This window comes from Frigoriflavimonas asaccharolytica (assembly GCF_013294015.1).
Classification (GTDB): domain Bacteria; phylum Bacteroidota; class Bacteroidia; order Flavobacteriales; family Weeksellaceae; genus Frigoriflavimonas; species Frigoriflavimonas asaccharolytica.
The window spans coordinates 22905-35387 of record NZ_JABSNO010000021.1; the positions used below are offsets into that span (position 1 = coordinate 22905).

Below are 12483 nucleotides of genomic sequence, written 5' to 3' on the forward strand. Positions count from 1 at the left end.
TTTTATAAGTTTTATTTTGTTCAAATTCTTATTTCTATTTTGCTTTGGTATCTTTGCAACTTCAAAATTGTAAATTAGTTTTAGTTATTATCATATACATTACACTTTGCTAAATGAAATGCCTCTGCGAAGCAAATTGCAGTTTAATTATCAAAAAACCTTTGCGCCTCTGCGTTCAAAAATTTAAAGTATAAATATGTTTACCGAAAAAGAACTTTCCGAGATAAAAAATCTTCTCACGCCAGATAAAAATATTGTGATTATTTCTCATCAAAATCCAGATGGAGATGCGATTGGAAGCAGCTTAGGATTATATCATTTCCTAAAAAACAAAGGTTTGGAAGCTACCATTCTTGTTCCAAATGATTTTCCAAAATTTCTGAAATGGATGCCAGATTCTAAGAAAGTTACAATTTCTGAATATAAAAGAAAAAAAGCCGGAGAAGCCATCTACAATGCGAATGTAATTTTCTGTTTAGATTTCAACAGCAGTGCAAGAATAGGAATTTTGGGCGATTGGCTAGATAAATCTTGGGCAACAAAAATCTTGATAGACCATCATCAGCAACCGCAAGATTTCAATTATATGTATTCGGATGTGAATGTACCGGCAACTTGCCAAATGATTTATCATTTTATAGAAGCTTTGGGTGAAGAAAATTTTATAGATGAAAATGTAGCTTCTTGTTTATATACAGGAATAATGACGGATACTGGTGGATTTAGATACCGTTCTACAAGCGCAGACACGCATAGAATTACGGCAAATTTAATAGAAAAAGGTGCAGATCCTGCTGCAATTTCTAGCAATACTTTGGATACCAATTCCGTTTCTAGATTGCATTTACTTTCGCTTGTTTTAGGTAGAGTAGAAGTAGTAAAAGATGGAAAAGCTGCGGTAATGTATTTAAAAAGAGAAGAATTACAAGAATTTGGTTACCAAAAAGGAGATACAGAAGGTTTCGTGAATTATGGTTTAAGCATTGCGGGAGTTCAAGCTTCGGTTTTGTTTATTGAAGATTTGTACCATGATTTTATCAAAATTTCGTTCCGAAGTAAAGATGAGGTAGATGTAAATCAGTTCGCAAGAAAATATTTCAACGGAGGTGGTCACATCAACGCAGCTGGTGGAAGATATGATAAAACTTTGGAAGAAACCATCGCAGATTTTAAAAAATTTATAGAAGAAGAGGAGTTTTAGAGTTTAAGAATCAAGAATCTAGAGCCAAAAAATAAAACGAGTTTTTAAAAGCCTATAGCATAATGCTTATAGCCTAAAGCCAAAATACAATGCAAAAAGTCATCAATTTATTCGATTTCAAACAAAAAGTAGATTATAAAACCGAAATTTTATCTGGTTTAACTGTGGCTTTAGCCTTAATTCCAGAAGCTGTAGCTTTCGCTTTTATTGCAGGTTTGTCACCATTGACGGGACTTTACGCCGCTTTTGTGATGGGATTGGTTACCAGTATTTTTGGTGGAAGACCAGGTATGATTTCTGGCGCAACAGGCGCAGTTGCAGTTGTAATCGTGGCTTTGGCAAAAACGCATGGTGTCGAATATATTTTCGCAACCGTCATTCTCGCCGGAATTATTCAAATGGTTGCAGGATTTTTAAAATTGGGAAAACTCATAAGATTAGTTCCGCAATCCGTGATTTATGGTTTTGTGAATGGTCTTGCAATCATTATTTTTATGTCGCAGTTGGCTACATTCAAAAGTGCAGATGGCAATTGGCTTTCAGGAAATATGCTGTATATTTTAATTGGCTTAGTACTTCTTACAATGTCAATTATTTGGGGAATGCCGAAATTTACCAAAGCAATTCCGGCTTCATTAACCGCAATTTTAGTGGTTTTCGGTTTGGTTTATTTTTTAAATATCGACACCAAAACTGTAGGAGATTTAGCTTCAATTAAAGGTGGTTTTCCGCCCTTTAATATTCCGCAAGTTCCTTATAATTTAGAAATGTTGCAAATTATTTTTCCTTATGCCGCCATAGTTGCAGGTGTTGGGTTGATAGAAAGTTTGCTAACCTTGAACATTGTAGATGAACTGACAGAAACGCACGGAAGTAGTAATAAAGAAGCTGTTGCACAAGGTGCAGCCAACATCGTTTCAGGATTTTTCTCTGGAATGGGAGGTTGCGCAATGATTGGGCAAAGTTTAATTAATATTTCCAACGGAGCAAGAGCGAGACTTTCCGGAATTGTAGCAGCAGTGATGTTGCTGGTTTTCATTATGTTTGGAAGCAGTTTGATAGAAAAAGTTCCAGTTGCAGCACTCACAGGATTGATGATCATGGTTGCCATTGGTACTTTTGAATGGGCAAGTTTGAAAACCTTCAAAAAAATGCCAAGTTCAGATATTTTTGTGATGGTTGTCGTTACTTTGGTTACGGTTTTTCTTCACAATTTGGCTTTGGCAGTTTTGATCGGCGTTATAATCGCAGCCTTGGTTTTCGCTTGGGACAATGCAAAAAGAATTCGAGCAAGAAAATCTATTGATGAAAATGGTGTAAAACATTATGATATTTTCGGACCTTTATTCTTCGGATCTACAAAAGCATTTTCGGAAAAATTTGATGTTTTGAATGATCCAAACGAAGTGATTATCGATTTCAAAGAAAGTCGAATTTCGGATATGAGCGCCATAGAAGCATTAAACAAAATCACTGAACGCTACAAAAAAGCCAATAAAATCGTTCACTTAAAACATTTGAGCGCAGACTGCATCCGTCTTTTGAAAAACGCAGACGATTTGATAGAAGTAAATATTCTGGAAGATCCGAGTTATTCTGTAATGCCGAAGGATTAAGTTTAATTTGAGAATTTGAGAATGAGGTAATTTGAGAATGGGAAATTTGCAGAAGTATTACATGATGTTGACTAATTACAAAATTTAAAAATACTACAAATACCAGCATTTATGATGACAGACCGTAAATTAAAAATTATTTTTGGAATTTTATCCGCAGGACTTTTTGCAAGTTTACTTTTAAAGTTGACAGATGTTCCAGGTGGAATGATTTTATCTGGATTTTTTTTAGGAGGAATGATGATTATTGGAATCATTCTAGGTTGTTTGATTTTTGTAGGTTTTTTAAAATTGATTTTTAAAAAGACATCATTTCTTGCAATTCTCTTTATAAGTACAACAATTTCATTTTTAGCATTTCACTATCAATTGTATTCGCCAACACTAAAAGTTATAGTTCCAATTGGTTACAAAGGCGAAGTTCATCTAGTTTTATCAAATGTGGAAGACAATCTTTTGACAATTGACAGTAACGGAATAGGATATTTAACGAAATGGACATTTAATAAGACATATACTAAACCGATTGTTAAACAAATTGACGGAAAAAATCTAGAAAAAAATCTTGTAGGATTTAATCCCTCGACTTTTTTTGGCCAGGGAAAATCTTGCTGTATTGATGGACAACAAGTTGAGAGTTTAAGTTTCGAAATTGTTTCTGACGATAAACTTGGACAAAAGCAATACAACTCAAAAAACTTTATTGATTTTATTGATAAAAAATTGATAATTTTTTCCAAATAAAAAGATAAGAATAAAGATTGAAAGTACAACTGGAGAACAATTAAAAAACTATTGGCATTCCTATTTATTAACCAAATCTTAATGGTAAAACTCAACTCAAAAACAACACCGCCAAAACCGCCAAAATTGCAGGAACTGCCTGTACAAAAAATATCTTTTTCGCTGCGGTGAAGGTTCCGTAAATTCCTGCAATAACTACACAAATAAGAAAGAATAGAGCAATATTTTTTGCCCAGATTTCATCTGTAATTATCAAAGACCAGATCAATCCTGCTGCTAGAAATCCATTGTATAAACCTTGGTTGGCTGCTAAAGATTTTGTAGGTGTAAAAAGGTTATTTGGTAATGCACCTCTGAAGGTCTTCTTGCCCAACGTTTCCCAAGCAAACATTTCCATATACATAATATACAAATGTTCTAAAGCCACAAAACCGATGAGTATTTTCGCGATTATTTCCATATTTGTTTATTATTTTAAATGATTTCCGGGTAAAAATAGCTTTTTTAATTTGTTTTTCTTTAACCATTAAGGTATTAAGAAAATTAAGTTGTGCAGAGAATTTTGTCGTAGACAAACCTTAATGTCCTTAATTTCTTCACCAAAACTTAATGGTAAAATTCTTTTAATTTCCTGCAAGTTCTTCATTAATAATCGCCGCACAAATAGTCGGTTTTTCCCAATGTCCATTATGCCCACAATCTAAAAGATAAGATTTTACATTCTTTTTCTTCGGTAAATTTTTCAACGTTTTTTCAGAATCTACAGCATTGTCATATTTCCCAGCGATTACCAGAATTTTTCCTTCAAAATTTTCTAAAACAGCCAATTTATCTGTTCGCTCTTTCATCCCTTTTTGAGCCGCCAAAACGCCGTCATTATTGGTAGAAAGTGCAATTTCTTTCGCTAAATCAATTTTATCTTTTAGAAATTCTCGTTCATTTTCACTGAAGAAATTAGGAATTCCCGCATTCACATACGTTCTGAAATTTTCTTTGATGATGCGCAAACTTTTTTCTCGAAGTTGTTTTTTCTCTTCGTCGTCTGCAAAATAGGTGGAGAAAAAAAGCGTTAAACTTTTCAATTTTTCAGGAAATTTTTCTGCAAAAGCTAAAGAAACATAACCACCCATAGAATGTCCGAGCAAATGAAATTTTTCTATTTTTAAATAGTCTATCACTTCGTTCACTTTTTCAGCCATCAATTCCATCGTATGAATTTCGGCGAAGTTTTCACTTTTTCCATGTCCGGGAAGATCAATTTTTACGAGTTTGAAATTTTTGCAAAGTTCAGTTTCCATCTCTTCCCAGATGAAAAGATTTTCCATAAAGCCGTGCAGCAAAACCAAAACGTTTTCCGATGTTCCTTTTATTTCAAAATTTAGCATACAATTTATTTAAAATGAATATCAATATAATCTACAAAACCATCTCCATTCACCATGTCTTGCAGCCTCCAATATTGTGCATTTCCTTTTGCTTGGAAGGTTTTTTTGCCTTTCCGTACGTATTTTCCACCATTTCCTGCAATATTTTGAACTATTTCTCCTTCAAAATTTAGAAATTCATCGGAAATTAATTTGCCAGTTCCTTCAATTTTTATTGAGTTTTTTCCAGAAGTTGCTTCACCAGAAATGGTGTATTCATCTCTACCAGTATTCACAAATTTTGTAGTGCCTGTTAATTTTGAAACTCCATCAGTATCCATCGTAAATCTATGATTTCCAGATAGATCTTGATGTTTGTTTTTTTTGTTTAAAATTAAAATGCTATCATTATGTTTTGTAATGGCAGCATTTGTAGAGTCTACTTCGTGCTTTTTCTGTTCAGCTATTTTTTTCTGGTTTTCTTCTTTTTTATTACAAGAAATAACGAATAAGAATACAAAAAGTGTATATGTTATTTTTTTCATTTTAATTATTTTTGATAAAGAAACTATTTAAATTTTAAAAAGTTAAGAGCTTTATTTGATAAATTCTATAACTGCCCAAAGCGAAAGTACGCTGACAGAAACCCACAAAAGTACACCCAAGAATATCGGTTTCCATCCCATACTTTTGAAAATTTCTAAAGACAAACCAGTTCCTATTAAAAATAAAGCCAATTTTAAAGAGGTTTTAGAAATTTCGAAGATGTACGGAGATACATTGTCTAAAATAGGAAGATAGGTATTTAGCAAAATTGCCAATATGAAATAGCCAATAAATAAAGGGAATTTCACTTTCGTATCACTTTTGTTGATGAATGAAAAAAGAATTGCAATGGGAATTATCCATAATGCTCTTGCCAATTTCACAGTGGTTGCAACATGCAGAGCAATATCGCCGTATTTACTTGCTGCACCAACAACAGAACTGGTATCGTGAATTGCAATTGCTGCCCAAATTCCAAATTGATTTTGTGTGAGATTAAATAAAGTCCCAATGGATGGAAATGCTAATAATGCAATAGAATTTAGTAAAAAAACAATACCCAATGCTACAGAATTTTGGCTATTATTTGCTTTTATGATCGGAGAAATTGCGGCAATTGCACTACCTCCACAAATAGCCGTTCCAGCTGTTATTAATTCTGAAACTTTTTGATCTATTTTTAAAATTTTCCCAAGAATAATCCCAACCAAAAATACAAAGGCAATACTGGAAACCGTAAATACAAAACCACTTGCTCCCGCTTCTACTGCTGTTTTTAAATTAATTCCAAATCCTAAACCTACAATCGAATACTGCAGAATTTTCTTGGTGTAATCTCCCGTTTTTTCTATTGTTGTTTTAAAAATGTTGATAAATAAAATTCCCATTACCAAAGCAACTGGAGGAGAAATAAACGGAAACAAAGACAATGTTGCCAGAGAAAAAAATAAAATTGTTGCTGTTTTTTTACTTATTGTCATAGTTCAGAAAAAAGCGAAGATACCAATTTTTCATAGAAAAAGTTTGGATTGCCGTTGTTTTATTTACCTTTGTTTTAGCAATTAATTAAATACATTTTATGAAAAAAACAATATTATTAGTTTCAATTTTAGTTTTTATGGTTCAGTGCAATTCTCCAAAATCTGTAGAAATAAGTGACTTACAAACAGAATTAAGTATAAAAAAACAAGTTGAAAACGGAGCCTTTTTGGTAGATGTGAGATCGCCTGCAGAATTTGCAGATGGAAGTTTTCCTGGTGCTGTTAATATTCCTTTGGAAGAGGTAGAAAGTAGAGTGGGAGAATTTAAAAATAAGCCATCTGTTGTGGTTTTTTGTCGTACTGGAAATAGAAGTTCCAAAGCAATTGAAATTTTAGAGAACAATGGAATAAAATCTGTCACAAATGGAATCAACCTAGAAAATATGGAAAAGGAAACGAAGTAGAATTTCTAGAATGAACATAAAAAATCCGTCTGGTTTCATTACCGAACGGATTTTTTTTTGGTTGAAAATTTGAGATTCTATTTATTCTCTTTAAAATATTTCAAACCGCATTCTAAAAATTGTTTGAAATCTTCTTTCGGCATGTAACCAGAAACTGGATGATTGATCACTTTTCCATCTGGTGTTACCAAAACGTAATGCGGTTGAGAATTATTATTAAAATTTAATTGCTGAAACAAACTCCATTTATCTCCAATGGTTTTTACTTTTTTCTTCTGTCCATTTCCCATATCTACAGATTGTTGCTCGCTTTCTGGCAAAGCTTCTTTATCATCTACATAAAGAGAAGCAAGCACAAATTCATTTTGCAAAATTGGGAGAATATCTGGTTCAGACCACACAAATTCTTCCATTTTTCTGCAGTTTTCGCAACCGTAACCTGTGAAATCTATCAGCAAAGGCTTGTTTTCTTTTTTCGCAACTTCTATGGCATCATAATAATCGTGAATTGGATGCATTCCTAAAATTCCATCGCTTTCATCTTGAAAATAGCTAACATTTAATGGAGGTAAAATACCTGATAGCAATTGCAATTTCGGTCTTTCTGCAGGTATGAAACCTTGTATTAGATAAATTAAAAATGCAATTGCACCAACGCCGAAAAGCTTTCTAGCATTAGAGATTTTTGGTTTTTTGTCGTCATGTGGAAATCTTATCAAACCAAATAAATAAACAATTAAACCAATTGTTATCAAAATCCAAAGTGCGATAAAAAGTTCTCTTTTTAGGAACATTGTTTTAGAAACTAAGTCTGCTTTTGATAGGAATTTTAAAGCTAAACCTAATTCTAAAAATCCTAAAACTACCTTCACCGTATTCATCCAACCGCCAGATTTTGGTAAACTTTGCAACGCTTGCGGAAACAATGCGAGCAAACCAAAAACGATAGCCCAAGAAATTCCGAATCCAGATAAAGCATACGTTAATAGCATTGGAACATTTGTGGATCCCGTAACTGCACTTCCTAAAAGACTGCCTAAAATAGGACCTGTACAAGAAAATGAAACAATTACCAAAGTGAGCGCCATAAAGAATATTCCAATAATTCCTCCAGCTTCTTCGGCTTTGGAAGATTTGTTGGCAATAGAACTTGGCAAGGTAATATCATAATACCCGAAAAAACTACCCGCGAAATAAATGAAAATCACAAAAAATGCAATATTAAGCCAAATGCTTGTAGAAATTTGGTTAAAAATATTACCCGCAATTCCATCAATTATATGAAAAGGAAGGCTTAAAAGTGCAAAAATAATGAAGATGAAGAAGCCATAAATTAAGGCATCTCGTTTCCCTTTCGCCTTGTCTTTTGTTCCTTTTGTGAAGAAGGAAACCGTAAGTGGAATCATCGGGAAAACGCAAGGTGTGAGAAGTGCTATCAATCCGCCGACGAAACCAAGAATAAGATAAGTCCAAAAATTTTCGTTATTTTTTTCTGCTGCAACACCACAATCTGTGAGTGGTTGATCAAAAGTGATGGATTGTACTTTTAAATTTCTGTCGATGGGTTTTGCCTCAGAATTACTATTTTCTGCAACCAACGCAACTTCTGGAATGTCTGCAGTTCTCACAGAATCTTCGGTTTTTGTGCCATCTACAGTTGCCGTTTCTGCAGTGGCAACTGCACCAACTTTTGAGGTAATATTTTTCTCGAATTCTAAAGTATTTGGTGCCAAACAAACCCGATCATCACAAGTTTGATAGGTGATTTCTGCAACTATATTTGCTGGTTTTTCAGGATTTTTTAATTTAAATTTTTGCTTAAAAGAAACATTATTAGAGAAATAGACAATCTTTACCCCAAATGCTTCAGAAAATTCGCTGATTTTTTTACCAACTTCTACTACTTTCCCTATCAACTGAATACCATCTTTGGAACTCACTTTCATTTCCGTAGGAATTCCAGAATCTTCTGGTAAATCTTGAGAATAGACGTGCCAATTTTTTTCTAAAGTTGCATGCAATATTGCTTCATATTCATTATTTCCAAGATCTTTCACCTCCATTTTTAACTTTACAGGATCTTTTATTTGCGAAGAAAATAGCTGAAGAGCGAAAATTGAAAAGAGAAAAAGCCAATTTTTAAATTGCATAGTAATATTTTTTTGTACTCGAAAAATTCAACCCCAAATTTACTCTTTTATTTAAAAAGATTTTGAAGTGTTTTTTTATTTTTAACAATAAGTATGATAGAAAATATTGCAGTAATAATGGCGAAAGAAAATAAAACTCCACTATCATTATTCACAGCTATTCCTAGTACGAAAAAATGAGAAAGTATTGCACCAGTCATCATTGCCAAAGCTACAATGGCACCATAAAATATGGTTTTTGGATATAAAATAAGAGCGGCTGCAATAAATTCAATGAGGCCAGAACCAATTCTGCCATAAGGTTCTGCTCACAATTTTTTGAAAATATGCACAGAATCTGGATGCGCAGAAAATTTAAAAAATAGAGTTTCTAAAAGAATGAACGCAGGAACTATTCTGAATGCCCAATTTAAAATAGCTTTTTTGTTGAATTCCATTATTTTTTAGGTAAATTTCTCCAATTTTTATCGGCATTGTTTTTTAAAACTTTTTTATCTTGATTCCAAGAATCGAGCGTATTGGTGAAAAATTTATTGTAGAATAAATAAGTTTTCCCATCAATTACTTTAAAAGTTTTTGGGTTGATGATGAATGCAATGTTCTATATTGTACAATAATTCTCTAAAATAGGTGGTTTGTATTTCGATATTTTCACCTTCGAAATCTTGTTGCAATTCCAAATGCTTATTTGGTTTTTCAATAGAATTTAAGATTTTTGAAAAAATATCTGCAGCAAATGTTGGTTCATTTTCTAGTTTTAAATTTCGCTTTCTGTGGTCGTAATTAATAATTCCTAAATCATAACCATCAACTGCTATTTGCAAAAATTCTGCAATATGTCTCGTATGGCAATCGATGGAAGAATAGCCAAGGGATTGGATTTTTTTAATGTAATCAGCAATGCAAATTTTCTCTAAAAAAGAGATTTGTGTTTGCAAAAGATTATCTAAAATAGTAAATATATGCTTTGAATTTTTTTCAATGATTACTTAATTTTAAGAATAATTTAATAATTGCAAATTATTTATTTAATTGTAATGTAGTAGGCTGTTTTTATTTCTGGGATAAATCTACGGTCTTGTCGGTACGGAATTATGCCCAAAATATCATCATTCCCATCTACCAAAAGCCAAATTTCTTCTTTGTCTACAAGCGAAATTTTCTCGTCTTTGAAAAATTTAGAAACTTTTTTTGATCCAAACATTCCGGCTGGATAAAATTTATCTCCAGATTTCCAGTGTCGTAATTTTAAAGGTAGATTAATTTTTTCTGCGTCAAATTCCCAAGGTTTTTCTAAAAAAATATCGTTTGATGTTGTGCTGTATTCTGATATTATTTTTTTTAAATTTACGATGTTTTTATCATCTTTATAAAATTCAGTTAAGATAATTATTTCTGAAAAATCTTCTGTTTTTTCAGTGGTTTGCTTCAAAATGATTTCATTTCTGTTGATCAATAAATGATATCTCTCCGAAAAAAAACTTTTACCAGTTTTTGCTAGAAATATTTTTTCAATTTCCTGAATATCTACAAAACCAAACTTTCTTAAAATTTCAAACTTTACAAATTCTTCTTGATGAGCAAAAAATTCTCTGTCGTAGATGGTCTTATCAGGCTTTTCATTAATTAAAATTTGCTCTTCAATATCGGCAATTTGCTTTTCTATAAATCTCTCATTTTGTTTTAAATACAAGATGCTTTTCTGAAAATTCTTGAGATAATGCTCATTGGTTTCTAATAATTTCGGAACTATTTCATTCCGAATTTTATTTCTTAAATAATCATTTTTTTTATTAGATGCATCTTCTCGAAATGGAACTTCGTTTTGAGCGCAATAGTCGTAAATTTCTTGCTTACTAAAGTGCAAAAATGGTCGCAAAATATTGTTTTTATTACTAGGAATTCCGCTTAAACCCTTCAATCCACTTCCTCTAGAAAGATTGATGAAAAATGTTTCTAGATCATCATTAAGATGATGTGCAGTTACTAAAAATTCTAAATTTTCTTGATGTTTTATTTTTTTAAAAAATGCGTAACGAAGTTTTCTCGCCCAAGTTTGTACAGAATTTTTTGGTGGTTCATCTTTGTTTGAAACCTCATAAATATGAAGCGAAATATTGTTTTGAGAACAAAAATTTTCTACTAATTCTTGATCTAAATCTGATTCTAGACCACGTAATTTATAATTAACGTGTGCTACCTGAAATGTAAATTTACTTGCACTAAATAAATTCAAAAGCGCCATAGAATCTGCGCCGCCACTTATCGCCAACAGGTATTTTTTGTCTGCAGAGCAAGGCTGTAGATATTCAATTTTCTGTAAAAAAGATTCTGAATTGAGCACAGGTATTAAATTAGTTATTGCAAAAATCGTAAAAATTTAATTGCTAAAAGATTTAATGATAGAAATAAATCTTAAACAAGCATTTAGGCATTATAATTGTAGCTGTGGAAAACTATCCTTAACTTTACAATAATAAAAGTAAAATATATGAAAGCAAGAAATTTGATTGCCATTCCAGTGGTGGCACTATTTTTAACCAGTTGTGTTAGCAAAAAACAGTTTGATAATTTAAATATGAATTACAAACAAAGTATCGAAAATCTCGCAGAAAGACAACGAGAAATTCAAGATTTAAAAGGTGTAAATTCTGGGTTGAAAAGCGAAAATGGCCTTTTGAGAGATCAAAATAACTCTCTGAAAACATCTTTAGATGCTTGTCTATCCAATACTGGTAAAGGAAGTGCGAACATTGATAAATTAATTGGGGAAATTAATTCTTCCAACGCATACATCCAACGTTTGATTTCTACTAACGCTAAAAATGATAGTTTGAACCTTGCGCTTTCCAACAAATTGAAAAGATCTTTGGATAACATCGCAGATAATGATGTACAAGTAAAAGTTCTAAAAGGAGTGGTGATGATTTCATTATCAGATAATATGCTTTACAAAACAGGAGATTTTACAATCCAGCCAAGAGCGAAAGAAGTTTTGGGTAAAGTAGCAGCAGTTATCAATGATTATGATACTTACTCAGTTCTAATTGAGGGTAATACAGATAATGCTCCATTAAATTCTGCGAGCGTGCCAAAAGACAATTGGGATCTTTCTGCATTGCGTGGAACTTCCATTGCTAGAGTTTTACAAAACGAATACGGTGTAAATCCAAACAGAATTACAGCTGGTGGTAGAAGTGAATACAATCCAAAAACTACCAATGCATCTGTAACAGGTAGATCAGAAAACAGAAGAACGGAAATTATTATCTTACCAAAATTAGATGAATTTATGAAATTGATGGACATCGCTCCAGCAAAAAAATAATTTAAATTTCTTTTAAATATTTAATTCCCGAAAAGTAATTTTCGGGAATTTTTTTATCAATAACTTTTTAAGTTTTTTGGAAGATCGAAC

The 12483-nt window shown here is 32.2% G+C and carries 13 protein-coding genes; 5 read left to right on the forward strand and 8 right to left on the reverse strand.

Translation table 11 applies throughout. From position 1 onward, the window contains the following. Positions 1-196: 196 nt before the first annotated feature. The 3 genes from HNQ03_RS12340 (at position 197) to HNQ03_RS12350 (ending at position 3561) form a co-directional block, all read left to right on the forward strand. Positions 197-1201, forward strand: a complete 1005-nt coding sequence (locus HNQ03_RS12340) for a DHH family phosphoesterase (RefSeq protein ID WP_173779994.1) — start codon at positions 197-199, stop codon at positions 1199-1201. Positions 1202-1290: 89 nt separating this feature from the next. After that, a complete protein-coding gene (locus tag HNQ03_RS12345) occupies positions 1291-2817 on the forward strand; it encodes a SulP family inorganic anion transporter (RefSeq protein ID WP_173779995.1) in 1527 nt (508 codons plus the stop codon). A gap of 111 nt (positions 2818-2928) precedes the next feature. Next, positions 2929-3561: a hypothetical protein gene (locus tag HNQ03_RS12350; RefSeq protein WP_173779996.1), complete on the forward strand. Its 633-nt coding sequence runs from the start codon at positions 2929-2931 to the stop codon at positions 3559-3561. 91 nt (positions 3562-3652) lie between these two features. Here HNQ03_RS12350 and HNQ03_RS12355 read toward each other — a convergent pair whose 3' ends face one another. The 4 genes from HNQ03_RS12355 to HNQ03_RS12370 all read right to left on the reverse strand — a co-directional run bounded on the left by HNQ03_RS12355 (position 3653) and on the right by HNQ03_RS12370 (position 6451). Further along, a complete protein-coding gene (locus tag HNQ03_RS12355) occupies positions 3653-4021 on the reverse strand; it encodes a DUF1304 domain-containing protein (protein WP_173779997.1) in 369 nt (122 codons plus the stop codon). 163 nt (positions 4022-4184) lie between these two features. Continuing rightward, positions 4185-4946, reverse strand: coding sequence for an alpha/beta fold hydrolase (locus HNQ03_RS12360; RefSeq protein WP_173779998.1), 762 nt, complete (start codon positions 4944-4946; stop codon positions 4185-4187). Positions 4947-4951: 5 nt separating this feature from the next. Beyond that, positions 4952-5470, reverse strand: a complete 519-nt coding sequence (locus HNQ03_RS12365) for a hypothetical protein (RefSeq protein WP_173779999.1) — start codon at positions 5468-5470, stop codon at positions 4952-4954. 51 nt (positions 5471-5521) lie between these two features. After that, positions 5522-6451, reverse strand: coding sequence for a YeiH family protein (locus HNQ03_RS12370; RefSeq protein WP_173780000.1), 930 nt, complete (start codon positions 6449-6451; stop codon positions 5522-5524). Positions 6452-6549: 98 nt separating this feature from the next. Between HNQ03_RS12370 and HNQ03_RS12375 the strand changes: the two genes are divergently transcribed. Beyond that, a complete protein-coding gene (locus HNQ03_RS12375; protein ID WP_226927511.1) occupies positions 6550-6915 on the forward strand; it encodes a rhodanese-like domain-containing protein in 366 nt (121 codons plus the stop codon). A gap of 77 nt (positions 6916-6992) precedes the next feature. Here the strand turns inward: HNQ03_RS12375 and HNQ03_RS12380 are convergent, their stop codons facing one another. The 4 genes from HNQ03_RS12380 to tilS form a co-directional block, all read right to left on the reverse strand. Further along, positions 6993-9065: a protein-disulfide reductase DsbD family protein gene (locus tag HNQ03_RS12380; RefSeq protein WP_173780001.1), complete on the reverse strand. Its 2073-nt coding sequence runs from the start codon at positions 9063-9065 to the stop codon at positions 6993-6995. Positions 9066-9373: 308 nt separating this feature from the next. Further along, entirely contained in the window at positions 9374-9502 is a 129-nt protein-coding gene (locus HNQ03_RS16190) for a hypothetical protein (protein WP_262888565.1), read from the reverse strand. A gap of 129 nt (positions 9503-9631) precedes the next feature. Then, positions 9632-10003: an SAM domain-containing protein gene (locus HNQ03_RS12390; RefSeq protein ID WP_173780002.1), complete on the reverse strand. Its 372-nt coding sequence runs from the start codon at positions 10001-10003 to the stop codon at positions 9632-9634. An 86-nt stretch (positions 10004-10089) separates the two neighbouring features. Further along, positions 10090-11409, reverse strand: a complete 1320-nt coding sequence (tilS, locus tag HNQ03_RS12395) for a tRNA lysidine(34) synthetase TilS (RefSeq protein WP_317170376.1) — start codon at positions 11407-11409, stop codon at positions 10090-10092. A 147-nt stretch (positions 11410-11556) separates the two neighbouring features. On the opposite strand from tilS, the gene HNQ03_RS12400 reads away from it, so the two are divergent. After that, positions 11557-12393 carry an OmpA/MotB family protein gene (locus HNQ03_RS12400; RefSeq protein ID WP_173780003.1) on the forward strand — a complete coding sequence of 279 codons (837 nt, stop codon included), beginning with the start codon at positions 11557-11559 and terminating at the stop codon, positions 12391-12393. Positions 12394-12483: the final 90 nt, after the last annotated feature.